This is a genomic window from Pygmaiobacter massiliensis, assembly GCF_900199435.1.
In the GTDB taxonomy this organism is placed as follows: Bacteria; Bacillota; Clostridia; order Oscillospirales; family Ruminococcaceae; genus Pygmaiobacter; species Pygmaiobacter massiliensis.
On the sequence record NZ_OAML01000003.1, the window covers coordinates 1,331,082 to 1,355,623 of the forward strand.

26 protein-coding genes are annotated in these 24,542 nt (G+C 53.1%); 16 read left to right on the forward strand and 10 right to left on the reverse strand.

Annotated elements, in window-relative coordinates; all coding sequences use genetic code 11:
• Positions 1 to 83 precede the first annotated feature (83 nt).
• Positions 84 to 1,340: a DUF1015 domain-containing protein gene (locus C1A11_RS10955; RefSeq protein ID WP_102050491.1), complete on the reverse strand. Its 1,257-nt coding sequence runs from the start codon at positions 1,338 to 1,340 to the stop codon at positions 84 to 86.
• A gap of 137 nt (positions 1,341 to 1,477) precedes the next feature.
• Here C1A11_RS10955 and C1A11_RS10960 point away from each other — a divergent pair, with 137 nt between their 5' ends.
• The gene (locus C1A11_RS10960; protein WP_102050492.1) at positions 1,478 to 2,353 is read left to right on the forward strand and encodes a DMT family transporter; all 876 of its coding nucleotides are present in this window, start codon (positions 1,478 to 1,480) and stop codon (positions 2,351 to 2,353) included.
• Positions 2,354 to 2,607: 254 nt separating this feature from the next.
• On the opposite strand, the gene C1A11_RS10965 is transcribed toward C1A11_RS10960, so the two are convergent.
• Positions 2,608 to 4,386 carry a B12-binding domain-containing radical SAM protein gene (locus C1A11_RS10965; RefSeq protein ID WP_102050493.1) on the reverse strand — a complete coding sequence of 593 codons (1,779 nt, stop codon included), beginning with the start codon at positions 4,384 to 4,386 and terminating at the stop codon, positions 2,608 to 2,610.
• A gap of 225 nt (positions 4,387 to 4,611) precedes the next feature.
• Between C1A11_RS10965 and spoVAC the strand changes: the two genes are divergently transcribed.
• From spoVAC to spoVAE, 3 genes are read left to right on the forward strand one after another with little or no spacing between them, the layout of a single operon-like run.
• A complete protein-coding gene (gene spoVAC / locus C1A11_RS10970) occupies positions 4,612 to 5,061 on the forward strand; it encodes a stage V sporulation protein AC (RefSeq protein WP_102050494.1) in 450 nt (149 codons plus the stop codon).
• A gap of 39 nt (positions 5,062 to 5,100) precedes the next feature.
• Entirely contained in the window at positions 5,101 to 6,120 is a 1,020-nt protein-coding gene (locus tag C1A11_RS10975) for a stage V sporulation protein AD (RefSeq protein ID WP_102050495.1), read from the forward strand.
• A gap of 30 nt (positions 6,121 to 6,150) precedes the next feature.
• Positions 6,151 to 6,507, forward strand: a complete 357-nt coding sequence (gene spoVAE / locus C1A11_RS10980; RefSeq protein ID WP_102050496.1) for a stage V sporulation protein AE — start codon at positions 6,151 to 6,153, stop codon at positions 6,505 to 6,507.
• A gap of 96 nt (positions 6,508 to 6,603) precedes the next feature.
• Here spoVAE and rpsT read toward each other — a convergent pair whose 3' ends face one another.
• Positions 6,604 to 6,861, reverse strand: coding sequence for a 30S ribosomal protein S20 (rpsT, locus tag C1A11_RS10985; RefSeq protein ID WP_102050497.1), 258 nt, complete (start codon positions 6,859 to 6,861; stop codon positions 6,604 to 6,606).
• A 101-nt stretch (positions 6,862 to 6,962) separates the two neighbouring features.
• Here rpsT and gpr point away from each other — a divergent pair, with 101 nt between their 5' ends.
• The 4 genes from gpr (at position 6,963) to C1A11_RS11010 (ending at position 11,360) form a co-directional block, all read left to right on the forward strand.
• Positions 6,963 to 7,769 (forward strand): GPR endopeptidase, encoded by an 807-nt coding sequence (gene gpr, locus C1A11_RS10990; RefSeq protein WP_102050498.1) that lies wholly within the window; start codon positions 6,963 to 6,965, stop codon positions 7,767 to 7,769.
• A gap of 186 nt (positions 7,770 to 7,955) precedes the next feature.
• Complete coding sequence (gene spoIIP / locus C1A11_RS11000; protein ID WP_102050500.1) at positions 7,956 to 9,056, forward strand: stage II sporulation protein P; 1,101 nt, start codon at positions 7,956 to 7,958, stop codon at positions 9,054 to 9,056.
• A gap of 240 nt (positions 9,057 to 9,296) precedes the next feature.
• Entirely contained in the window at positions 9,297 to 10,682 is a 1,386-nt protein-coding gene (gene asnS, locus C1A11_RS11005) for an asparagine--tRNA ligase (protein ID WP_102050501.1), read from the forward strand.
• 48 nt (positions 10,683 to 10,730) lie between these two features.
• On the forward strand, positions 10,731 to 11,360 hold the full coding sequence (locus C1A11_RS11010) for a GntR family transcriptional regulator (RefSeq protein ID WP_242965957.1): 630 nt from the start codon (positions 10,731 to 10,733) through the stop codon (positions 11,358 to 11,360).
• Positions 11,361 to 11,506: 146 nt separating this feature from the next.
• On the opposite strand, the gene C1A11_RS11015 is transcribed toward C1A11_RS11010, so the two are convergent.
• Positions 11,507 to 11,857, reverse strand: a complete 351-nt coding sequence (locus tag C1A11_RS11015) for a hypothetical protein (protein WP_102050503.1) — start codon at positions 11,855 to 11,857, stop codon at positions 11,507 to 11,509.
• 130 nt (positions 11,858 to 11,987) lie between these two features.
• A complete protein-coding gene (locus C1A11_RS11020) occupies positions 11,988 to 12,500 on the reverse strand; it encodes a GNAT family N-acetyltransferase (RefSeq protein WP_102050504.1) in 513 nt (170 codons plus the stop codon).
• 310 nt (positions 12,501 to 12,810) lie between these two features.
• Here C1A11_RS11020 and C1A11_RS11025 point away from each other — a divergent pair, with 310 nt between their 5' ends.
• Positions 12,811 to 13,062, forward strand: a complete 252-nt coding sequence (locus C1A11_RS11025) for a TIGR04076 family protein (RefSeq protein WP_242965915.1) — start codon at positions 12,811 to 12,813, stop codon at positions 13,060 to 13,062.
• Positions 13,063 to 13,233: 171 nt separating this feature from the next.
• A complete protein-coding gene (locus tag C1A11_RS11030) occupies positions 13,234 to 13,632 on the forward strand; it encodes a helix-turn-helix domain-containing protein (RefSeq protein WP_102050506.1) in 399 nt (132 codons plus the stop codon).
• 131 nt (positions 13,633 to 13,763) lie between these two features.
• Here C1A11_RS11030 and C1A11_RS11035 read toward each other — a convergent pair whose 3' ends face one another.
• The gene (locus C1A11_RS11035; RefSeq protein ID WP_207653958.1) at positions 13,764 to 14,321 is read right to left on the reverse strand and encodes a manganese efflux pump MntP; all 558 of its coding nucleotides are present in this window, start codon (positions 14,319 to 14,321) and stop codon (positions 13,764 to 13,766) included.
• Between the two features lie 254 nt (positions 14,322 to 14,575).
• Positions 14,576 to 15,895, reverse strand: a complete 1,320-nt coding sequence (locus C1A11_RS11040; RefSeq protein ID WP_102050507.1) for a DEAD/DEAH box helicase — start codon at positions 15,893 to 15,895, stop codon at positions 14,576 to 14,578.
• Between the two features lie 221 nt (positions 15,896 to 16,116).
• On the opposite strand from C1A11_RS11040, the gene C1A11_RS11045 reads away from it, so the two are divergent.
• The 6 genes from C1A11_RS11045 (at position 16,117) to C1A11_RS11070 (ending at position 20,134) form a co-directional block, all read left to right on the forward strand.
• Positions 16,117 to 17,247 carry an ABC transporter ATP-binding protein gene (locus C1A11_RS11045; protein ID WP_102050508.1) on the forward strand — a complete coding sequence of 377 codons (1,131 nt, stop codon included), beginning with the start codon at positions 16,117 to 16,119 and terminating at the stop codon, positions 17,245 to 17,247.
• Positions 17,244 to 17,906, forward strand: coding sequence for an ABC transporter permease (locus C1A11_RS11050; RefSeq protein ID WP_102050509.1), 663 nt, complete (start codon positions 17,244 to 17,246; stop codon positions 17,904 to 17,906). The genes C1A11_RS11045 and C1A11_RS11050 overlap by 4 nt, the downstream gene beginning before the upstream one ends.
• A 195-nt stretch (positions 17,907 to 18,101) precedes the next feature.
• Positions 18,102 to 18,554 (forward strand): hypothetical protein, encoded by a 453-nt coding sequence (locus tag C1A11_RS11055; RefSeq protein ID WP_102050510.1) that lies wholly within the window; start codon positions 18,102 to 18,104, stop codon positions 18,552 to 18,554.
• Positions 18,555 to 18,639: 85 nt separating this feature from the next.
• Positions 18,640 to 19,161, forward strand: a complete 522-nt coding sequence (locus C1A11_RS11060) for a DNA-deoxyinosine glycosylase (protein WP_102050511.1) — start codon at positions 18,640 to 18,642, stop codon at positions 19,159 to 19,161.
• Between the two features lie 3 nt (positions 19,162 to 19,164).
• Entirely contained in the window at positions 19,165 to 19,530 is a 366-nt protein-coding gene (locus tag C1A11_RS11065; RefSeq protein ID WP_180950324.1) for a YkvA family protein, read from the forward strand.
• Positions 19,531 to 19,600: 70 nt separating this feature from the next.
• Positions 19,601 to 20,134: a dihydrofolate reductase family protein gene (locus tag C1A11_RS11070; RefSeq protein WP_102050513.1), complete on the forward strand. Its 534-nt coding sequence runs from the start codon at positions 19,601 to 19,603 to the stop codon at positions 20,132 to 20,134.
• An 80-nt stretch (positions 20,135 to 20,214) separates the two neighbouring features.
• Here C1A11_RS11070 and C1A11_RS11075 read toward each other — a convergent pair whose 3' ends face one another.
• Genes C1A11_RS11075 through C1A11_RS11085 form a run of 3 tightly spaced genes read right to left on the reverse strand, consistent with a single transcriptional unit; the run spans position 20,215 to position 24,534 of the window.
• Positions 20,215 to 20,709, reverse strand: a complete 495-nt coding sequence (locus tag C1A11_RS11075; protein WP_102050514.1) for a gamma carbonic anhydrase family protein — start codon at positions 20,707 to 20,709, stop codon at positions 20,215 to 20,217.
• A 26-nt stretch (positions 20,710 to 20,735) separates the two neighbouring features.
• Positions 20,736 to 21,455 (reverse strand): DNA alkylation repair protein, encoded by a 720-nt coding sequence (locus tag C1A11_RS11080; protein ID WP_102050515.1) that lies wholly within the window; start codon positions 21,453 to 21,455, stop codon positions 20,736 to 20,738.
• A 34-nt stretch (positions 21,456 to 21,489) separates the two neighbouring features.
• Positions 21,490 to 24,534 carry a phospholipid carrier-dependent glycosyltransferase gene (locus tag C1A11_RS11085; protein ID WP_102050516.1) on the reverse strand — a complete coding sequence of 1,015 codons (3,045 nt, stop codon included), beginning with the start codon at positions 24,532 to 24,534 and terminating at the stop codon, positions 21,490 to 21,492.
• Between the last annotated feature and the right edge of the window lie 8 nt (positions 24,535 to 24,542).

Genomic DNA, 24,542 nt, shown 5'->3' on the forward strand with positions numbered 1-24,542 from the left:
GTACAGTGAAAACGGGGCGGAAAATTTCTCTAAATAAAAAACCGACACAGAAAAAACTGCATCGGTTTTGTAAAAAATGATGATTATTTTTGGATGCGGCGGCACTCGAGATAATACCGTTTTTCTTCTGCGTGGCCCATGCTGAAGGTCTTGCGGGGCAGCACGCCGCCCAGATAAACACCTTTAAACAGGTCGTCCTTTTCGAAGGGCGGCAGCAGAATGCCCGCAGCGCCTTCTGCACAAAGTGCACGCACAGCTTCTTCGCCGTGGATGTAATCAACGCGGCATTCCGGATGGCTGGGCAAAAATGCGCCTAAAAATGTTTCAATGCTGCCAGCGCAAAGCGGCTCTTTTGGCTCGCGTAGTGCAAGCTGTTCGTCCTCTGCCGGGCCGCGGCCAATGACGGTAAAGTGCTGCTCGCCCTCGCTTCCAAGAGTTTCGCCGAAATATTCTTTCAGTGCGGCAGTAAAGGCTGCCTTTTCAATGCCGAATACCACGCGGTGAATCGGCTCGATGAGAATGGCAGGGCTGTGGATGTTTTCCAGCTCGGCAAGGGCGTAACGTGCCGGGTGGTTTGCAGCCTCTTCGGGTGAAAGAGTTGCTTTCAGCTCCTCCCAGTAGGCTTTTGCGGTAGCGAGCGAGTGGTTTCCGTCGCCTGCCGCAATCGCAATGGGTGCTCTGCCGCCGGGGCCGGGGGTGGCAGCAAAACGGTCAATCGCTGCAATAACACCGTCCACGAGGGCGCGGTCTTCCACGGCCCAGCCTGCGACGTTGCCGCCGCCCAGCATCAGCTCGGTGTCATACAGTTTAGGCAGGTGCTCTTTTGCAGCGACAATGGGGCCCAGAACAGTGTCAGTGGGGTCGTCAAGCAGCATCAGAATATGCGGCAGCTCGAGCGCGGCACCGCGGCGCACCGCAAGGCGGGGCGGGATGCGGCTGGTAACGGTACCCTCAGTCGGGCGAATCAGCGGCTCTGCGCCGGGTTCATAGCTGTAAGCCTCCAAATCCAATGCGCAAACGAGGCCGGGGCGCACACCGCTCTCGGTGCAGCGTTCGGTATAAACAAAGCCGTGGACAGCGCGGCTGAGCACCGAGCCCAGTGCCTGGTCCATTTCAGCGTGAATTGTTTCAATCCGTTTTTCTACGCCCGGCTCTTCTAAGTAAACCTCCGGCAGTACCAGACGCAGGGCGCTGGGCTCGCTGCCGACAAAGCGCTCTGCCGCTTGCCAGTATTCCGGCTGAGAGGTGAATTGGTCGCAGGCAAGTGCAGGCCATTTTTTCATGTCGATGTTCTCGCCCGGCAGCAGAATCTCTGCGGGGGCAATGATGTGTTCAGTCATGGATCGTTTCCGCCCTTCATATTGTAGAACAGCAGCGGCATCTTCTGCTACTGCCTGCTGTGCCGCGCCCGTAAGGCGCCCAAAATGCACAGCGTGAAATAAAGTTATAACGACATTATAAAGGAGAGTGACCGCCATTGCAACCAAAGCATGAGAAAAGGGGAACCGGCGCGCTGCTTTGCCTTGCGGCAACGCTGGCTTTCAGCATCGGCGGGGTTTGCGTAAAAGCGTCGCCCGGGCTTTCGCCCATGGCACTGAACAGTGGACGATGCTTTGTGGCTGCGCTGCTCACCGGTGCGGTTTGTTTGCTGCGGGGGCATCGGATAAAGCTCAATTTCGCAGTTATCACCGGGGCACTCTCCGTTTGTCTTACCGGCATTTTTTATATTTTTTCGGCGCGGCTTTCCACCGCGGCAAACGCGATTATTCTGCAATACACCTCGCCTGTGTTTGTGGCACTGTTGCTCTGGGCTTTTCAGGGGCAAAAGCCAAGCAAAGGAAAGCTGCTTTGGGTAGGGGTGGTGTTTTGCGGCACTGTGCTGTGCTGCGGTGCCGGCGGCGGCAACAGCGTGGCAGGCAACCTGTTTGGCCTTGCATCGGGCCTTACTTTTGCGGGTGTGTTCCTTTCCGGGCAGATGGAAGAAGCTGATGCGCTTTCGGCCTGTTTGCTGGGAGAACTGCTTGCTGGGGTAACGGGGCTGCCCTTTTTAATGAACGAGCCGGTAGATACAGCCTCGCTGGCTTGCATCGTTGCAATGGGGCTAATTCAGACCGGCAGCGCTTACCTGCTGCTTTCCGCAGGGCTTGCCCGCACCGACCCGCTGACGGCAAACCTGATTTGTGCGCTGGAGCCGGTGGCAAACCCGTTATGGGTTGCGCTGCTCTGCGGAGAAATTCCACCCTTGCGCACCTTGCTGGGCGGTGCAGTGGTGGTTTTTGGTGTCGTTTGCTACCAAAAACAGCAGAAAGAAAAAATACCCGGCAAAGCGGCTGCTATCGTGCAGAGAAAGTAAAAGAGCCAAATTGTTTTGGCAAGCTCTACGGGCCACAGCCTAATAAAATAAAATACAGCACAGTGGTTTCGCAAACTAGAATGCGAAAGCTGTGCTGTATTTTTTATGGCTTTCTTATGTGTGCAACGGCAGTCATACTGCAATAGGCGCTGTTTGCCAAACAAAACCTTTGCAGCTCAGTTGTTCAGTGTGTCAGCGATTACAAGGCAGCAGACGAGAACTCTGCACAGTGCAGCTATTAAGGAAATGGTGCGCTAGAAAGGCGCGCGGCAGACCGGGCATTCCCCGGCAGGCTCGCCCAGCGCTTCGCGCAGGGGCAGCGTTGTCACGGCATAGGCTCCGGTCACAGGGTTACGGTCCGAGTAATCAAAAAGTGCCAGCACCTCGCTGTCGGAGCAGCAGCCGTAGCCGCTATATAAAATGCAAAAACCTATTTTGCCGGCATGAAATTTTTCGGGTAGCTTGTCTGCGCCCGGCAGGTGCGCAGCGCCGGTGCGTACCAGCAGATTAATGCGCCGCAAGCGGTCGTCCCGCACCTTCAAAAAGTCAGGCAACCGCATCGCCCGGCGGGAAGAAAGTGTATCCAGCGCCAACAGGTCCCGCAGCAGCGCGGGTTTGATGCCTGCAATGCCGCAGCCAAAACGATAAAAGCACTCAGCAACGGCCTCGGCGGCCGGGTACTCGCCAAGCGGGACGAGCATAGCCGAAAAAGCAGAGAAAAAAGCAAACGCACCGCCCTGCCAAAGCGAGAGCAGATACGGCAGGCTGCGATGATAGCGGCCGCTGTTATAAATCAAGTCCAGCGCCTGTTCTGCGCGGGTAAGCCGCGCAAGATCCGCAGGGGAAAGCCACTGGTTCTCTGTAATCTCATACGGCGCGGCAGCTGCACAGCGCATACCGTAAGCGTCAGCATCTCGCCGCAGTGCACTGCCGTGAATCAGCTTTAAAAACCCGAGCTGCAGCTGGTGTGCACCAAGGGCGAAGGCGCGGTTAAAACTTTCCGTAAAAGTTGCAAGGTCTTCATGCGGCAGCCCGGCGATAAGGTCAATGTGCAGGTGGAGATTGCCGGGGGCAAGCAGCGCAGTAAGATTGCGGCAAAGTTTATCCAAATCTGTTTTGCGCTGTACGGCGGCGAGCGTTTCAGGGTGGAAGCTTTGCAGCCCTGCCTCAAACTGAAAGAGCCCTGCCGGTACCGAAGCGAGGAAAGCAAGGCAGTCAGCAGTAAACAGGTCAGCCGCTACCTCAAAATGAAAGCATACGCCCTCAGGAATCAACCCTTCGGCCCGCTTTTGCGCTAAAAACTCCCAGATACGGCGGGCGCGCGGCTCATTTGCATTAAAAGTGCGATCGATAAATTTAATCGTCTTTGCGCCGCTTGCGGCTAATTTCAGCAACGCGGTAAATGCGGCGTCGAGAGAAAAACAGCGCAGCCGGTCTTCTCGACCGGAAAGACAAAATGCACAGGTAAAGGGGCAGCCTCGCGTGGTTTCAATATAAGGGATACGGCCGCCCAACGCTTCAAAATAAGCGTCGGTGTAAGGGTCGAACAGCTCTTCGAGCGGTGCGGGCGGTGCAGAACAGACGATACCGTTTTTGGTGCGGCGGCAAAGGCCGGGCACTTCTTCTATCCCGCTTACACCGGCAGCGGCGTCCGCAAGTGCAGCAAACGAACGCTCACCCTCGCCGCAAAGGATATAATCCACCTGCGGATTTTGTGCGAGGAAGGCCTCGGCACAAAAGCTGACCTCGGGGCCGCCAAGCACAAACACCGTATTGGGCAATGCCGCGCGCAGCTTTGGCAGGAGTCTGCGCAGTGTTTCTACATTCCAAATATAGCAAGAAAGGCCAAGCAGTTCCGGCTCATGCTGGCAAAGCAGCTCAATCAGCGCATCGTCTGCCTGGTTTACCGTGCCCTGTGCAACGTGTATGGTATGCGACACGGTGCAAAGCTGCTGCGCGGCAGCGGCAAGGTACCACGGTGCCAGTGCCGAATGCACGAATTGGCTGTTGAGCTGACAAAGCGTGATGTTCATAAAAGGTCCCTTTCTGTAAAAACATAAAAGCAGCGCCCGCAACAGGCGAAACGGCGCGCTGAGAGATATCTTGTGCTATTATACCGCACCTGGCAAAAAAGCAAAAGGCGGCACCAAAAAAAGAGGCTAAAACGCGATGATTTGGGCGAAATTTGTACCCCAAATACATATTGCCGACCCCGGGGGGAAATAATCCCCACAGGAATCACAAAAAGGGGGATCACCATGAATCTCACAAAACAGCAATATGCAGAGCTTGTCAAAAAAGCAAGTCCAAACTCTAAACTGCTGCCAGACTGCCTGTGGGCGTTTGTAGTGGGTGGGGCAATTTGTCTGCTGGGGCAGGTGCTGCGCAATGCTTACATGGTATGGGGCATGACACTGACCGATGCCGGTACGCTTTCGAGCGCAACACTGGTCGCCATGTCTGCCGTTGCCACCTCGCTGGGTTGGTACCAAAAGCTTGCGAGCAAAGCCGGTGCAGGTACCCTTGTGCCCATTACCGGGTTTGCCAACGCTGTAGTGTCGCCGGCCATCGAATTTAAAGCCGAGGGCTTTGTGATGGGCACCGGTGCAAAAATGTTTGTCATTGCAGGTCCGGTTATCGTCTGGGGCATGATGGCAAGCGTCATCTGGGGCGTTGTCTACTATTTTATCCGCCCGTTTTTGGGTTGATACTGCCCGCGAGATTAGCCGGAAAGGATGAACGAAGCAATGGAGCAAAGAAAAGGATCAACGATTCTTTTTGCGAAGCCGGCCTCGATAGATGCATTTGCCGCCGTAGGTGGTAAAAAAGAATGCGAGGGCCCGCTGGGCAAAGAGTTTGACCTGTGTGATACAGATACGATGTTTGGCGAAATGACTTGGGAGCGCGCAGAGGTGGCAATGCAGCGGCTTGCTGCAAAAAAATGTCTGGAGAAAGCCGCGATTGAAGCGAATAAGCTGGATATGGTGTTTGCGGGTGATTTGCAGGCACAATGTACGGCCAGCAACTACGCACAGCGCGATATAGGTGCACCGATGGTGGGCCTATACGGTGCGTGCAGCACTATGGCGGAAGGGCTTGCCCTCGCCGCAAGCTTTTGCGCGGCAGGGTATGCAAAACATGCCATGGCAATGACCTCCAGCCATTTTTGTGCGGCAGAGCGTCAGTTTCGCTTTCCGCTCGAATACGGCGGCAAACGCACACCAAACAGCCAGTGGACAGCCACCGCCGCAGGCAGTGTTCTGCTTGCGCCGAATGGCAAAGGCCCTTATGTACAAGCCGTTACCTTTGGCAGAATCAATGACATGGGCATCAAGGACATCAACAATATGGGCGCCGCAATGGCACCGGCTGCGGCAGACACTCTGCTGCGGTTTTTCAGCGATACCGGCACCGAACCAGCTGACTATGACCGCATTTTTACCGGCGACCTCGGCGCAGTGGGCAGCACTTTGCTGGAACAGCTTTGCGCGAAAGGTGGCAAAAAACTGACCAACCACAGCGATTGCGGCTTGCTGCTGTTCGACCGTGAAGCTCAAAATACGGGCGCGGGGGGCAGCGGCGCGGGTTGCAGTGCCTCGGTGCTTTGCACGTATATTTTGCCCAAGCTTGTGCGCGGTGAGCTGAAAAAAGTGTTGTTTGTGGCAACCGGCGCGCTGATGAGTACTACCACATTCCAGCAAAAAGAAAGTATTCCCGGCATTGCACATCTGGTATACCTTACCAGCGAGGCCGGGTCTCATTCGTAAAACCGTGCAAAAAGGAAGGGAGTGAAAACAATGCAATATGTATGGGCCTTCGTCATCGGTGGTTTGATCTGCGTTGTCGGTCAGCTGCTGATTGATTTAACTACGCTGACCCCTGCGCGCATTCTGGTGCTTTACGTTGTGGCGGGCGTGGTTATCTCTGCTCTTGGCTGGTACGACCCACTCGTCGAGTTTGCTGGCAGCGGCGCTACGGTTCCGCTGATTGGCTTTGGACATTTGCTCGCACAGGGCGTAGTGCACGCCGTAGAAGAAAGCGGTTTGCTGGGCGCGCTGACAGGTGGTTTTTCCGCCTCAGCAGGCGGCATTGCCGCAAGCTTGGTGTGCGGTGTTATTGCCGCGGTCATCGGCCACAGCAAAGATCAGTGCTAAAAGTAATATAAAAATTAATTGATGAGGTTGCAAAGAAAAAGCGAAAAAAAAGACCTGTCCGGTTGGACAGGTCCTCATTTTCCGCTGAAAATAAAATTATGCTTTGTTAGCAGCGCGCATCACGCGAGAAACGCGACGAGCAGCGGTGTTCTTGTGAAGAACGCCTTTGTTAGCAGCTTTATCAATGGTAGAAACTGCTGCAACAACAGTCTTGTCAGCATCAGTAGCGCCGGTAGAAACGGCGGCCTCTGCCTTCTTAACGACTGTTTTCAGGTTGGTCTTGATTGCCTTGTTGTGCGCGGCTTCTTTCGCAGCCTGCTTCACACGGTCTTTCTGAGATTTGATATTGGGCATAATACCACCTCCTTTGTAAACCATAACAGTGCTATTTATATTACCATTTTTAAAGGAAAAATACAATAGTTTTTTCAATTTTTTTTGGGGGAGACTAAAAAATGCCAATTTATACAGACATTGCTGCCGAATTATGGCAAAAAACAAAAGGAACGGTGCCCCCCGGTGTTGAGTTTGAAACCTGCTATGTTGCAGACGTCACAATCACCCGGGTGCAGATACTGCGCGACGGGTTGGCGCGCAAAAAAGGTGCTTACTCTACGGTGGATATGCCGAACTTCGCCTATATTGACGACCACAACCGACACTATATCGATGCAATTGCGCACGAGCTGAAAAACTTTTTGCCTGACGAGGGCGATATCCTGGTCGTTGGGCTTGGCAATGCATCAATTACTGCCGATGCCTTGGGCCCAGAAGTTTGTGATAAGGTGCTCGTCACCAGGCATATCCCGGTAGAAGAGGACGAACGCGCGTTTCTTAAACTGCGCGGTGTTTCTACCTTCTGCCCCGGCATTGAGGGCAAAACCGGCCTTCCTGCCGCCGCAACTGTGCGGGCGCTGGTCAAAGATACCCAGCCCGCGGCGGTGCTCTGCATCGACAGCCTTTTTACCGGCGACCCCGCGCGGCTGGGCTGCACCGTGCAGCTGACCGATACCGGGCTTTGCCCCGGCGGCGATGAAGCCAAGCGGCTGGACCAGGAAACGCTTGGCGTGCCGGTCATCTGCATGGGCGTACCCACGGTAATGGATGCCGCTGAAGTTTGCAGCTGCAACCACAGCTTGGTGGTAACGCCGAAAGAGATTGATTATATCATCCGCCGGGCCGCCAATGTACTGGGGCTTTCCATCAACCGCGCGTTGCAACAGAACCTTTCGGTAGCCGAGCTTACCTTTTTAACCTCATAATTACTCTTTTGCCCGCATAAACTGCTTTATAGCCAGTCGTGCGGGCATTTTTTTGCCCCGCCCGGCAAAAAAGAGGCAAGCTATCGGCAGGGAGGCGCGAAACCGATGAACAGAAAACAATTGAATGCGGCGTTTGCCGGGCCGCATCAACCGCCGGCGCCCGGCAGAAGGGAAGGCCGGTAAAAGATGCACAGACGCAAACGATATCGCCGAGCGCTGGTGCTGCTGCTTTGTCTGCCGCTTTCGGCTGCACTGGTGCTTTCTGTACGCACTTTAAGCCCTACGGCAGCGGATGCACTGCAAGCCACGGCATTGGCAGGTACTTTTCTTGCTGCCCCCAAAAGCGCAGTGGCGGCAATGGGGCAGGTGTTCAGTATAGAGGATGGTTCCGCTACACCGGAAAAAGAGGGCGGCGGCTTCTGGACAGAATTGCCCACGCCGGCTCCGTCAGAATCTCAATCTACTCCGGCAGAGCCGCAAACACCAAAGCCGGAAAATGCAATGCCGGTTGTGCTTGCGACCTATACCGGTAAAGAGGATAATATCACGGTAGCCTGCGGCAACGGGTTAATCAAAAATGTAACCGACCTGCCGCGCGCGGAAGTGGCAGAAGCATTGGCACAGCCAATGCCGTTCCAGCTCGACAAAAACAGCAAAGAGCCGCAGGTGCTCATCATGCACACCCATACCACCGAGTCGTATCAATCCACCGGAGAGCTGTGGTATGACCCGGCAGAGGGTAGCCGCTCCACCGATGTCACCCGCAATATGGCGAAGGTTGGGGATGTTCTTACGGACACCCTGAATGCGGCAGGCATTGTGACGCTGCATGACACCACGCTGCATGACTACCCGTCCTATAACGGCAGCTATGACCGTAGCAAGGCGACGGTAGAAAGCTATCTTGCACAATACCCCAGCATTAAAGTAGTGCTGGATATTCACCGGGATGCCATTGAAAAAGAAGATGGCACCCGCGTGCGCCCGGTGACGACGGTGAACGGTGAAGAGACCGCACAGGTGATGATTATTTGCGGTGCAGACAACGGTAATATGGGTATGCCGAACTATAAGCAGAACCTGCGATTTGCAGGTGAGCTGGAAAATGCAATGGCTTCCCGCTGGCCAGAGTTTGCCCGCCCGGTGCTGTTCGATTACCGCAACTATAACCAGCAGCTTACCACCGGCAGCTTGCTGATAGAGGTAGGCGGCCACGCCAATACGTTGGAAGAAGCCTGCCACGCGGCAAAGCTGGTGGGCGAAGCACTCGCCTCGCTCGCAGTTTGACACGGCAAAATAAGCCGCCCGATTAAAAAGGCAAAAAACAGCCGACCCTTTACCGAAAGGGCGGCTGTTTTTGTGTGTGCAGATTACGGCTCCGCCCTTTACATTCCGCAAAATTCCTCCTATAATAAATGATGTATTGTTTTATCCGGCCGTGGCCCCTTTTTCAGCCGCCGCCGTGGAATACAGGAAGTGGGTGCCCGGTAACATTCCGGCACCCCATAGAAAGGAATCGTCAAGATTATGGAAAGAAACGAAATCGTCTCTCTTTACCGCGCCACACCGGCAGACGGCACTAAAGTGACCGTGGCAGGCTGGGCAAAGACGGTCCGCGATTCGAAAAGCATCGGCTTCATCGAACTCTCGGACGGCAGCAGCTTTAAAAACCTGCAGGTCGTGTTTGAGGAGAATAAGCTGAATAATTATAAAGAAATCACCAAATGCGGTGTCGGAACCAGCTTCATCGTAGAGGGCACTCTGGTGCATACCCCGAACAGCCGTCAGCCGTTTGAGGTCAATGCAGACAGCATCACCGTGGCAGGCAGCTGCCCGGCCGAATACCCGCTGCAGAAAAAGCGCCACACTGTAGAGTTCTTGCGCACGATGCCGCACCTGCGCGCACGTACCAATACCTTTGAAGCCGCTTTCCGCGTGCGCAGCGTGGCTGCCTATGCACTGCACAAATTCTTCAACGAAAATGGCTTTGTCTATGCGCATACCCCGCTCATCACCGGTTCGGACTGTGAGGGTGCAGGCGAGATGTTCCGCGTAACCACGCTAGATGTTGCCAACCCGCCCCGTACCGAAGACGGCAAAGTCGACTATAGCGAAGACTTCTTTGGCCGCAGCACCAACCTGACTGTTTCTGGCCAGCTGGAAGCAGAGAGCATGGCACTGGCCTTTGGCAAGGTATACACCTTCGGGCCTACCTTCCGCGCAGAGAACAGCAACACCCCGCGCCACGCAGCCGAGTTTTGGATGGTTGAGCCGGAAATTGCATTTGCAGACCTTGAGGACGATATGGACCTCGCCGAGGCAATGATTAAATCTGTTGTCGGCTATATCCTCGAAACCTGCCCGGACGAGATGGCGTTCTTCAACCAGTTCTATGATAAAACACTCATCGAGCGCCTCAACGCGCTGGTGAGCAGCGATTTTGCACGCGTCACCTATACCGACGCAGTGAAAATCCTCGAAGAGCATAACGACAAGTTCGATTATAAAGTGGATTGGGGCACCGACCTGCAAACAGAGCACGAGCGCTTCCTCACCGAAGAAATCTACAAAAAGCCAGTATTTGTCACCAACTACCCGAAAGCCATCAAGAGCTTTTACATGCGTGAAAATGAAGATGGCAAAACCGTTGCGGCAGCCGACATGCTGGTACCCGGCGTTGGCGAGCTGATTGGCGGCAGCCAGCGTGAAGAGCGCCTGGAAAAACTGATTGCCCGCATGGAAGAAAACGGTATGGATCGCCGCGATTACGAGTGGTACCTCGACCTGCGCCGTTTCGGCACCGCGAAGCACGCCGGCTTTGGCCTGGGCTTCGAGCGCCTGATTATGTACGTTACCGGCATTCCCAACATCCGCGACGTGCTCCCGTTCCCGCGCACCGCTGGCGGCTTCTAATAAAAGCCTGCCCGGCGCTATCACAAAGAAAAGGCGGTGTCCTGATTGGTGCAGGAGTCTCAATTTCCAAAACCGGTCTACCAGCTCATCGCGCTGGATATGGCAGAGAGTATAGCCGGGGGCCGATACCAGCAGGGCGAAAAGCTGCACGGGCGGTCTACCCTTGCCAGCAAATATAACGTTTCGCCCGAAACCGTGCGCCGTGCCATGTTTTTGCTCAAAGACATGGATATCATCGAGATGAAACAGGGCAGCGGCATCTTTATCAAGAATGTAGACAAGGCGCAAAACTTTGTGGAAAAGTTCCGCAATGCAGCCGCCGCAGATGAGCTGAAAGAGAACATCAATCTGCTCACCCGCGAGCGCCAAAAGCTGGACTGCCGCTTAAATGAGGCGGTTATGGCCCTGCTGGACTCTTACGAGCGATTTGCCTACCTCAGCCCGCTTACCCCGTTCGAAATTCCGATTCGTGAAGGGGATGCCCTGATGGGGCAAAACCTGGCGGACGTCAACTTTTGGCACAACACCGGCGCAACCATCGTCGCCATACGGCGCGGTGGTAAACTGATGCTTTCGCCCGGGCCGTATGCCGAGTTTTTGCCCGGCGATGTGTTTTTGCTGATCTGCGATGCCGAGAGCTATTCTCGTGCCAAACGCTATGTAGCCACCGGTGAATAAGGCGCAGCGCTCAAATTTTACAGCAATGTGATGAAAAAGAAAGCTCCGAGCCGATAAGGCACGGAGCTTTTTGTGATTTATAGCAAGTTTATAAGTTGCGAAAGTGGAGTAACATAGGTTTAACGAATCAAAAGAAAACGAGGAAGCTATGAGGGGTTTTGCGCATGAAAGACATGATATGCCTCATCTTCCATCAAAACCATAATCATTCCATCTCCAAAATCAGAGGTGTAGGGATTTCCGATGCAGCCAAAATTTGATTCGCCATTTTGCGAAGGAATTTCGCCCGAACTTACGGCAGAAGAAATCTTCCCCGCTACACAGCCCGCGTCGCCCATAGGGCCAACCTCGTCTGTGCCATAGTACAATGTTTCGTTTACCATAAGGATGGCATCAGTAGCAGCTGCGCTTAACTGGGCACCTTGCTGTGCGCCACAGGCGCAAAAAAACAGAGCAAATATGGCAAAGAGGCTAGCGAAAGCGATGCCTTTTTTCATTGCGCTCCTCCTGAATTTCTAGATTATTCTGAGGCGGAAATATTCAAATATCTATGTTGATAAGTATAGCATTTGTCTTTCTCTGCTGCAATGGCGTGCCAAGAAGTTACTGCCAAGCCATAGGGCTAAATTATTCTGATTGCGGGGGAATCTTAAAGCACAGTTTAATCTGCACTTCGGATTTGTCCGGTTTATCCTCGTCAATTTCAGCGACAAGCCCACCCAGATGCAGATAAAAATTCAGCGCATTCAAATTATAGCGGTTTACCGAGATAAAAAACTCTCGGCAAAAAACGGCCTCAAATTGCTGTCGTGCAATAGAAAACAAGGCTTTGCCTACGCCATGGCCCTGATATTCCGGCAGTACATACAGCAGGGCAAGTTCCTGCCGGTACTCCCGAAACGGGTGCAGTGGTTTGCCGCAACACATATAGCCGATGATTTCTTTGCCGCGGTGAGCAACAAAAAGAGAGATGTCGGAAGTTTGGATAAGACTGAAAAAATACTGCTCGTTTTCGGTAAGGCTGTAGTTATCGATTTTGCTATCCGGATAAATGCCGCGATAGGTTGCCTGCCATACCTTTTGCTTTACGAGTGCAAGGGCGGCACAATCTTCCGGCGCAGCTTTGCGGTAAGAAATCATGCGATAAGCTCCTGTTCTGTCTGTAATCGATGTTTGCCCACGGCGTACTGCCTGTATTTTAGCACGCAAAAAATGCTTCGTAAAGGTTTTTGGTGCTAAGATGGCGTACAGCGGCTGGCAAAGGTCCTGACTGCGCAAAGTACAACGAATCAACTTTCTTTATCTGCCGCTTTTTGCTATACTCAAAAACAACAAAGCCAAAAGGCAAAACACTTGAAACACCTACACGAGCCCAAATGAGCGACGTTTTGCTTCTGGCTACATAACAAAAACAAGCGCACATTATGTGCACCAAAAGAAAGGGGAACCAATGATGGAGGACCATAAGGTGAAGGTTGTGGTAACGCAGTCTGATTGCCCGCATTATGCGGTAGGCGACGAGATTTATTTTACCGGCGCCTGCATAGACACGATTAAAAGTGCAAAGCTGTGCATGGTGGCACTCAATGCAATTTATCCATTTGCCTACGCAGCGCGCCGTGGCGGCAGCGTAAAGCCTACGCCGGTACAATGCCCAGACTGTGCCGAGTGTGTAAAATTCCAAGTAATGCTGGATGAATAGAATATGCTTTTCACCCTTAAAAAACTTGGTTATCTGCGGAAAACTGTGCTTTTTACTTATGAAAAGCTTTCATGTTAGCCAATGTAGACAGATTGCCAACCATAGTTGCTTGTTCAAATTTCAGCAATAAGCTATGTTGATGATAGAAAATCAAAAAGGAGATTTGAACAAATGAAGTTTCACGAAAAATTGCAGTCCCTTAGAAAAAAGCAGGGGCTCTCTCAAGAAGAATTAGGCTTTGAGTTGCAGGTGTCCAGACAAACCATTTCTAAATGGGAGGCGGGGCAGTCCTACCCGGACTTTCAAAGGCTGGTGATGTTAAGTGATTACTTTGATATGACCTTAGATGAACTGATTAAGGATATCGACGTGCAGGATGTGCGTGAAAAAAGCTTAACAGACGAAAAAGTGTCCTCTCTTTTTGCAGATGTGGAAAAAACAAAATCGGTGATCAGCAAAGCATGGAAAATTGTCTGTTATTGCGGCATTGCGATTTTAGCTGCGGTTCTCATTGCATTTATTTTACATCTCATTTTTCCGGGCTGGAACTTTTTGTGGGTAACGAAATAACAATATCTAACCTTCGTGCCCCATAAAAAACACCGCACAAACCAAAAGGCCATCGTTTTATTAACGATGGCCTTTTATAATATCTTGATGCAAAAGCAAAAGAATACTCGCATGGTCGCAACCTGCAAAAGCTAGAAAAACATTGCTTTGATGCCGATTAGCAGAAGAATCACACCGCCGAAAGCCTCAGCACGTTCGCCCAGCAGGTGGCCGAACCGCTTTGCCAGCTTTGCCGCAAGCAGGCTGAAGAAAAAGGTGGTAGCGGCAATAATCGGTGCAGCGGTAAAAATATCTGCGCCGGAAGCGCAAAAACTGACGCCGACCGCAAAGGCGTCAATGCTGGTGGCAATCGCCTGCACCAGCAGAATTTTAGGTGTAAGTGCTTTGGGCGCTTCGCTTTCCTCTTTGTGAGAAAAGCCTTCTTTTATCATCGAAACACCGATAACGCCCAGCACGACAAGGGTGACAAAACCCGCATAGCGGCTGATGAAATCAGCAAACAGGCTGCCAGCGAAAAAGCCGAATACCGGCATGAGCCCCTGAAAAAGGCCAAAGGCCCCCGCCATGGCAAATACCTTGCGGCGCGGAATTCCGGCGTCCCCCAGCACATTGGCAATGGTAACGGCGGCGGCGTCCATAGAAAGACCAACGCCGATTAAAAGAATATCAAACAACCCCAAAACGATCACTCCTAAATAAAGTTGGCAGGGCAATGCTGCAAAACGAAAAACCAATAAAAAAGACCTATGTATAGCCCTTCTAAGAAAAGCTATACATAAGTCTCGTTTTTTAATCCAAGCCAGGTGAAAAAACACCAGAATGTTGACTTGGCACAGGCAGAATCGCCGTGCAAACTACTCCCTTATGTGAGTATAAATGCTAGAATACATTACTATATGATACAAAGTGACAAAATGTTTGTCAAGCGGCAATTTATTCCCGTTTAGCCCTGCCGGTTATGGCGTGGCGATTTGCCGGACGCACTGCCCTGCTGTGCGGGGCGCTTGCCTCGCGGCGGGTAGCCCTTTTTTTTGCCGCCGCCCTGCTTTGCACCACCTGCCGGTTTGGCGGGACGGTTTTCACGCGGGGGACGGGGTGCGCGCTCCTGTTTCGGGGCCGCCTCAAAAATCTGCATCGGGTACGGGTGCTCTTCCACAACCGGAATCTTTTTGCCAATCAGCTTTTCGATGTCCTGCAAGTAGGGCAGCTCATCGAAGTTGCAGAAACCAACGGCAACGCCGCTGCGCCCTGCACGCCCGGTACGCCCAATACGGTGTACGTAGGTTTCTGGCACGTTGGGCAGGTCGTAGTTGATAACGGCAGCAAGCTCGCTGATGTCGATGCCGCGCGCGGCAATGTCGGTTGCCACAAGCACGCGGATTTTGCCCGATTTAAAGCTATCGAGTGCCGTGACGCGCGCCGTCTGGCTTTTGTTGCCATGAATTGCCATGGCCTTTGTGCCAGCCTTTGCAAGGTCGCGCACCACGCGGTCTGCGCCATGTTTGGTGCGGGTGAATACCAGCACCGAGTCCATCTCCGGATGTTCTGCCAGCACGAGGTTCAGCAGCGGCCGTTTGTTGGCCTTGTCCACTTTGTAGAGGCTCTGTTCAATCGCGTCCACCGTAGAGGAAACCGGGGTTACCTCTACTTTGGCAGGATTATGCAGAATCTGCGCCGCCAGTTTTGCGATTTCGGGCGGCATGGTGGCAGAGAACAGCAGCGTTTGACGCTGCGCGGGCAAACGTTTAAGCACCTTGCGCACATCATGGATAAAGCCCATGTCGAGCATACGGTCTGCTTCGTCCAAAACAAAGTGCTCGAGGTGAGATAAATCGATGTGGCCCTGGTCGCACAAATCGTTCAGTCTGCCCGGTGTTGCAACAAGAATATCCACGCCGCGGCGCAGGGTTTCTACCTGCGGGGTTTGGCCCACACCGCCGAAAATAACAGTATTACGCAACTTAAGGTGTTTGCTGTAATCATCAAAATTTTCTTTGATCTGCAAAGCGAGTTCCCGGGTAGGGGTAAGCACCAGTGTGCGGATATACCGTCGCCCCGAAACAGGGTTGCAGGTGAGATTTTGCAAAATGGGAATGGCAAAGGCTGCCGTTTTACCGGTGCCGGTTTGTGCGCAGCCAATCAGGTCGCGCCCTGCCAAAACAGGGGGGATGGCTTCTGCCTGAATCGGCGAAGGAGTGGTGTAACCCACCTCTTCAATTGCCTGCAAAAGCTGGGGGATGAGGTCTAAATTTTCAAATGTCATATGGTTCCTTTTGCTGTAAAGCAGTGATAAATTGTAATTCTGCGTTTTATCGCATAATTTTATTAGTATACACTATTTTGAAGGAAAAAGCAAAAATGAATAAACTCTAAATTATGTTAAAATCAAGTGTATTTTATCGGCAGAAGCTTTTAATGCTAAGCGGTGTGTGTTAGAATGAAGGTGAAACCAGACCCTATTATAGATAACGGGAGAGAATTCCTTTGATTACATTCGAACAGGTTACAAAGCGCGTAAGCGGCGTGACGGTGCTGCGGGATATCAGTCTTGAAATCCCCACCGGTGAGCTGGTAGTGCTGGCGGGGCCTTCGGGCTGCGGCAAAACCACCACACTGAAACTTGTCAACCGGCTTATCGCGCCTACCTCGGGCCGTGTGCTTATTGACGGCAAAAACATAGCCTCGCAGGACGTAATCGCACTGCGCAAAAGTATTGGCTATGTCACCCAGCATACCGGCCTTTTCGACCATTTGACGGTGCGTGGCAATATCACCGTGGTGCCCGCCATTGCACTGTTACCCGCAACAGAGCAGGAAAAGCGGATGGAGCTGGCACTGGAGCAACTGGGGCTGCCGGGCGGCGATTTTGTCGGCCGTTACCCCTACCAGTTAAGTCCGTTGGAAAAGCAGCGACTTTGCATTGCCCGCGCCTTAGCATCGGACCCGGAAATACTGCTGATGGACGACCCGTTTGCGGGGCTTTCTGCGGCAGACCGCAGCGACATGCAGGACGAACTGGTGACCCTGCAGGCCAAAAGCGGCAAGACAGTGGTATTCATTACCAGCGTGATTGAAGAGGCGATTAAGATTGCCGATAAGCTGTGTGTGATGAATGAGGGCAGTGTGGCCCAATATGCCAAGCCGGAAGAGATTTTAAAAGCACCCGCAAACGATTTTGTGGCAGCCTACATTGGCCGCAACCGCATTTTTGAGCGCCCGGAAGAAATCCGCGCCCGCGATATTATGCTTACCCGCCCCGTCATTACCGGGCCGGAGGTGCCGATGCTGAAAAGCATTGAAAAGATGCGGCTCTCAAAGGTCGACTCACTGCTGGTTACCGATGAAGAAAACAACTTCCTCGGCATCGTAAAGGCGGAACACATCCACCATTGCGACAACAAAGACCTTGCCGTGCTGAGCGTGATGCGAGAGGCGAAAACCACCGCCGCCCCCGACGAGAATATTTTGCAGCTGCTGGCGAAATTCCGGCAGTACAAAGTAAATGCTATCCCGGTGGTGGAAGAGGATAAGCTGATTGGCCTGATTACCAATTCCACCGTTGTTACCACCCTAAGCCAGCAGTCGATTGAGCTTGAGGAGGTGGAAGAGTTTTGAGTTTGGGAATGTTTCTTGTGGAAAACAGCAGCTTTGTGCTGGAATGTACTTTGAAAGAGTTGCTGCTTGTCTTAATTACCTTCAGCCTTGCGGTGGCACTTGGGGTACCACTGGGCTGGCTTTGTTATCGCAACGAAAAGCTCAAAGGCCCGCTGCTGGAGCTGATTGGCCTGCTGCAAACGCTGCCAGCGCTTGCGCTGTTTGGTATTTTTATTGCCATTGGGCAGCAGGGGCTGATTACCACACTACTGTTGGCACTTATTTACACGTTGCTGCCGGTTATTTTCGGCACCGATAAAGGGCTGCACCAAATTGACCGGCCTACGCTGGATGCTGCGCTCGGCATGGGCATGACCTACCGCGAAACCTTGTTTACTGTAATGCTGCCGCTGGCAAGCCCGCACATTTTTCGTGGGGTGCGCAAAGCAATGGTTGCGGCGGTCGGCATGGTTACCATCGCCACCATTTCTGGCGGTGGATTGGGCTTTTTGATTCTCGACGGAATGCGTGCACATAATATGGGCATGACTTTGGCAGGCGCACTGCCTGCCTGCCTGCTGGCGCTGCTGGCAGACCTCGGCATTGGTGTGCTGGAGAAAATATTTGTGCCCGAAGCGCTGCGCCGCACCCCCGAGCAAGAGCTTTTTATCAGCAAATAAGCGATTTCTTCCCACACGGATAGTTGTGCCGGCATTGGGTAAAACTATTGTAAAACCGAAAAGTTTATCTTATAATAAACTCACGATACACCATATTTCGGAGCTTGCAATAGTAGGCACTTATGGTCTTTTTTTGAAATAGCCAAAACAGGCTTTGCGCTTTTGCGCGGCATATGGCTGAAAGGAACGAGCGGTATGGGAAAATTGGTGAAAACCATCGCCAAAACAGCAGCCATTAAAAAAGCGGTAACGATGATGTCGATCTCTGCGGGGGCTGTGGCTGTAGCGGGTAAAACTTTTGTAAATGATTATAAACGCAAGAAAAGAAAACAAAAAGGGGAAATTACAATGAAAAAATCTACTTTTGTCTCCATCTTGGTTGCCCTTGCTGCCGTTGCGGGCGCATTGGGTGCTGCATACCTTTACCTCGTAAAACGCGAGCAAGAGCTGGCTGAGTATGAGCAGATGCTCTTCAGCGAGGACTTTGACGATAATGAAGACCTGAACTGCGATTGCGGCTGCGACTGCAGCTGTGGCTATGATTGTGGCTGCGAAGATAGCGAAGCTGCCCCGGCAGAAGCAGCTGCTCCCATCGAGGAAGCTGTTTCTGCGGTAGAGGCTGCTGTAGAGGCGCCCAAAGCGGACTAATTGAATTATTCAAAACAGGGTGCAGCACGGGAAACCGGCGCACCCTGTTTTGTCTTTTTACCACGCAGTGAAAGGAGCTGGAGTCATGGCTCAGGCAGAACAGGTGGCGCATCCCCTTGCGCCGGTTTATGATAAAAACAGCAAGGTGCTGATTCTAGGCACAATGCCTTCACCCGCCTCCCGCAAGGCCGGGTTTTATTATATGCATCCCCAAAACCGCTTTTGGAAAGTGATTTGCACGATACTGAACGAGCCATTGCCTGATACAATCGAAGAAAAGCGTGACCTTTTGCTGCGTCGAGGCATTGCCCTTTGGGATACGCTTGCCTCCTGCGAGATTGAGGGTGCGGCAGATGCCGCAATTAAGTGCCCAGTACCAAACGATTTTGGACCTATTTTAGAAACAGCCTCGCTGCGCGCCATGTTTACCACCGGCAAAAAAGCATATCAGCTCTACACAAAACACTGTGCGGAAACCTGCGGCATACCAGCGCTGTTGCTGCCGAGCTCGAGCCCGGCCAACTGTGCAGTAAAGTTTGATGCACTGTGCGACGCCTATGGTGCCATCTTGCCTTATTTGGATGCTCCAAAGGAGCGAGAGGAGTGACTGATGGACCTGAAAGCTGCGGCGAAAAAACTAAAGCAGGATATCCCGGCCGTTTTTATCGCCTTGAAAAAGAAAGAAACGCCGCTTGCCGCAAAGCTGGTGGCGGCACTTACAGTTGGGTATGCGCTTTCACCGATTGACCTTGTACCGGATTTTATTCCGGTGCTCGGCTACCTGGATGATCTGCTGATTTTGCCCGGCCTTGTAGCCCTCACGCTCCGGCTTATCCCGCCCGAGGTGTTGAGCCAATGCCGCAAAGAGGCCGAAAGCCTGTGGCAGGACGGGCGGCCGCGCCGCTGGTGGTACGCGGTTCCGATTGTTTTGTTTTGGGTGGCCGTAGTATGGCTGGTGGCGGCAAAACTGCTGTGAGTGCACTGCAAAATACATAGAGCGGTGATGCGAAGAAAGCTGCGCGTTACTGCTAAGCGGAGTGGATAACATGAGAAAAGCAGTGCTATATATTGCGGTGAGCCTTGACGGGTATCTGGCAGATGAACAGGGCGGTGTCAGTTGGCTGCAAGGGGACGGAAGCGACCCGCAGGCCGCCGGCAGTTATGAAGCATTTTTAGATACGATTGATACAGTGGTGCTGGGCGGCAAAACTTATCGGCAAATCGTCACTGAGCTTTCGCCTAGCGTATGGGCGTACCCGGACAAGCGCAGCTACGTTATTACCCGGCAGCCCCAGAGGGATACCGAAGAGATTGTTTTTACGCGCTGTGCACCGGCGCAGCTGGTTGCCGAGCTGAAAGCTCAGCCGGGCAAAGACATCTGGATTTGCGGCGGGGCCTCGCTTATACAGCAACTGATTGCCGCAGATTTAATTGAACGCTTTTGCATCACGGTCATCCCGGTGCTGCTGGGCAAAGGAATTCCGCTGTTTGCCCAAAGCTCGAATGCGCTGTGCTTAAAACTGATTTCAACCCAAAGCTACAACGGAATGGTAGACCTCGTTTATGAGCGAAGAAGATAAAAGAAAAGTCCCGAACCGGCATAGTTACCGGCTCGGGACTTTTTTGGTGCATCAAAAGCAAACGTGCACCGTAAGAGTGGTTATTTCTTTTCTGCCATTGCCTCGTCCGCAAGCTCGCGGTATTCCTCGGCGCCCTGTACGCACTGGGCGCGCTCGGCATCATTCAGCGGGCGAATAACCTTTGCGGGGCAGCCAAGCACCAAATGCTCATCTGGCACTATGGTATTGCCGGTAACGAGTGCACCGCCGCCAATCAGGCAGCCCTTGCCGATAACCGCGCCGCTGAGAATGGTGCTGCCCATGCCCACCAGTGTACCGTCGCCTACGGTGCAGCCATGCAGCACGGTACCGTGCCCAACGGTGACGTTTTCGCCTACCATGAGGCAATGGTTGTGGTCGGTGTGCAGCACGCAGCAGTCCTGAATATTGGTGCCGCGGCCTACCCGAATAGAAGAAATATCGCCGCGGATCACGGCGTTGTACCAAACGCTGCAGCCAGCCTCAAGTACTACATCGCCCAGCACACGCGCGCCTTCGGCGAGATAAACGGAAGAATCGATTTGCGGAGTTTTCAACAGGAGACCCTCTTTCTTGTGGAAAATTATCGCTTCATACTGCGCAAAAGCTTTTTATCTTCTGCCGAAACACGAAAGCTTTCGCAGCATTTTTGCAATGTTTTGTTGTACGTAAAATCATCAAGCGGATATTGGGCAAGCGCTTCGAGCGTTTTTTCACGAAACCGCACAAAGGCGACAGAAAGTGCCCATGCCACCGCCATTTTAACATAGTATCCCTCATGTGTCATCCCGCAAATCAGCGGCAGCACCCGGTCGATAAAATTTGGCTCTAAGAAAAAATCCAGCATCGCCACAATGGCAAACCGCTTTTCGTATTCCCCGGGGCGGCGCAGTGTTTTGCAGATAAAAGCAAAGCCGAGCTCCGGCTCTTTGGTGAGCACACGCAGCGAAGAGGTGCACATATCGCAGATGGCCCAGTTGGTGATGGCGGGCAGAAACGCTTCAATAAGAGGAAATGCCTCTTCGGGGGTGAGCTTTGCATAGCCGAGCACCAACCCGTGGAGCATCGCTTCTTCATAGCTGTTGTCGGTGACCAGGGTAAGGAACGAGCGGAAATCGCCGCGTGCAATCTGTTTTGCAAAATTGCGCAGTTTGGGGGCGCGTACGCCCAGCACGTTATCTACTCCTGGCAGCAGGCGGGAATGAAAAACGCGGTAGGGCTCATCTGCGGATTCGCGCAAAGCGGCCAGCAGAGTAGTATAATCATCAGGTGTCCAGGCAGGCAGCGTAAACGGTGCAGTCATGGTCGCTCCTCGTTTCGTTTATCGTAGTCTTAAACTAAAGGATATAAAACCCCCAGCTGGGCAGCCATTTAAGTGCGGCAGCCCACCCGTAGGGTACCGGTACGCCTGCGAGCACCGGGTAGAAAAAGCAGAACAGCAAAACTGCCGCCGCCGGCAACAGGTACCGCAGCCGCTGCACAGTGCGGGGGTGCGCCGCTTCGCAGCGCATCAGCAGCATGGTAAGTGCCAGAATGATAAATGGTACACAGGCAAAGTAATGGTAGAGAAAAACGGCACGGGTAACGAGCACCCAGGGCAGCAGCTGTGCGGCAAACGAGATAAGCACCACGGTGCCCTCGGCACGCTGCCCGCCGCGCACGGTGCGCACCAGCAACCAAACAATACCGGCCAGGCCGCCCCACCAAACCAGCGGGTTACCAAGCACAGCAATGCTGGCATAGGTGCCTTGCGGCAACCCCGTGCCCATATAGTACCACACCGGGCGCCAGAGCACTGGCCACGAATACCAGGAGGACTGGAACGGGTGAGTGGCGGTAAGGCCGCTATGGTAGCGGAACATCGAAAGCTGGCAATTCCAAAAATCGCGCAGACCAAAGTTTGTGTCCGGCCGCAGAAAATAGGGCAGATAAGAAGCAATATAAATGAAAAGTGGAATCACAACGAAAAAGGCCAGCCCGGCCCAAATCGCAGTGCTGAAATCCTGCCCAAAGCGTTTGCGGGCATCCTCTTTTTCGGCGGTTTCACAAAGCAGCCGGTACCTTGCAATCAGAGTGCCAAAGTAAAGGACGCAAAGCCCCGCACCGGCATAAATGCCTGTCCATTTAGAGCCGCATGCAAACCCAAAGGCAATGCCGGAACCGGCGATATATTTGAGTGCGGTGCGAGTGCCCTCTGCAAGCATCGTTTGCATGGCGGCTACCATAAAGTAGGTTGCCAGCAAAATAAAAAACACGACAAATACATCAATGGTCGCTATGCGGGACTGGGTGAACCGCATGAAATCAAACAAAAACAACGATGCCGCGAAAGCTGCCCACTCGCGCCGCCGCAAAAGCCGCCGCGTAAGCAGGTAAAATACCGGCACCATCGCAGCACCGAACAAAGCGCCCATAATGCGCCAGCCCAAGGTGTTCATGCCAAACAGCGCAATGCCGAGCAAAATGAAATCTTTGCCAAGCGGTGGATGCGTGGTTTCGTAAACATCCAGCCCATGCAGCATTTCGTAGGCGGTGCGGCCGTGATAAATCTCGTCAAAATACATACTGTCCAGCTGGCTCGGACGCGCAGGGGCAGAGCCCGGCTCATCAAAAAGCGGGGCGAATTCTGTTTTGCCGTCCGCAACGGTAACAGGCACCGTGTTGCCGGCAGTGTCCTGAAAAGCCAGCTCGTTTAAAGTGAGCCCGCCCGAAAGGGTAACCGTAAGCTGTTGGCCCGCCGCGGCCGAAAGAGATGCTTCTTCTGCAATCTGCCAGGAAAAACAGCTGCCCTGCGAAAGCTCAAAAGCATAAAGAGGCAAACCCTCAGGCGTTGCTACCGTGCACTTGCCGCTGCCAATGCCAGGGAAAAGCAATGCCCGTTTCACCTCTGCCGGGGCGCTGAACTGGACGGTAAACTGTGCTTCTTCGGTGGTGTGCAGGCTGGATTGCGGCGCGCGCGTGTTGCCGAGGTAGCAAACGCCAAGCAACGTGGCGACAGCGGTCAGCAGTGCCACGGCAATCGTGTCAAAGCGGTTCCAACGAGGCTGTTTGGTGTCACAAAGCTCCGTCCAGCGAGAAGCAGGCCGGGGTGTGTTTTGCATTGGGCTTACCTGCCCGCGAATGCATATCTGGTAGCAGACGTAGCAAAGCCAGCAAAACAAAAGCACCTGTGCCAGCGAAATGATAAAAACAATTAACTTGGAAGAAGCTGTTGTTAAAAACTCATCGCTGCCGCTCACGTGCAGGTAAATGGTTGCCACATTGGCGAGCGCGCTGAAACTAAAACAAACGGCAAGCGCAAGCAGGCGTCTGTCGCGCAGCAAGGCAAAAGCAGCGAACAAAAACAGCACCGCTGGGAAGAGATACCGCTCGTGCATATTGTGCGCCAGGATGAAGATGCCGCAGCAGTAAAACGCGCCCAGCAAAAACGGTGAGAATTGTTTGGGGTTGCGGCGGTAGCTCACAACGGCAAACCAACCGGTAACCACGGTGATGACAAGAATGCCGACAAAGCCCCACTGTTTCCAGCTCAGCAAAAAAGGCACGGCATCCTGCGGGGCCCAGTTGCCACCGAGCAGCGCGAAAAGATTAAATGCGTTAATCGACGCATAAGGATAAGAAACAGCGGTGGTGGTGTATTTCTTCAGCAGCCAGCGCAGCGGCTCCTGCTCGCCCTGAAAAAGCAGCGCAAACACTGCCAGTACGCCAAGGCAGCAAAGCAAGCTTAAAAAGGCATTTTTTAAAGCTTGTCCTCGCTGTTTTGCGTTTTCTCCAAAGCAAAATGGCAGCAGATAGCAGGCTGCAAACACCGGCCCAAACAGCAGCGCCTGTGGTTTTATCAGCAACGCAGCAGCGTAAAATATACCGGCGGAGAGATATTGTTTGCCTTGCAGCGCAAAAAAACAAAGCAATAAAATCAGCGAAAGCACCGAGTCCACCTGTTTCCATACGGCGCAGTCAAAGATGAGCATCGGCGAAAACAGCACCAGGCAAAAAACAAGCAGGCCACCGCGCCGACCCAGCCGCGGTACCGCCATGCGGTAGAGCAAAGCTGCCAGCGCAAGGTCACACAAAATTGGCACAAGGGTAAGCAAAAACAATGCAGTGCGGCTGTGGATGGCAACGCCGAGCATCCGCACCAGGCTGCCGACGCCCCAAAGCACCAGCATATACCCGGGGGGATAGTCTGCAAAATAACCGGGCGAATAGAAACCGCTGGGGCCTTGCGAGGCCATGTGCTGTGCCCATGCCAAAAAAGTATTGGTATCGTAAGGATACCCTTCGGTAGAAACCGCAAGAAAAGCCCGCAGCGCAAACCCCGCAAACAGCAGTGCCGGTAAAAGCCATTTCTCCCGGTAGCTGCTACGTGATGTTGATGCCATAAAACCAC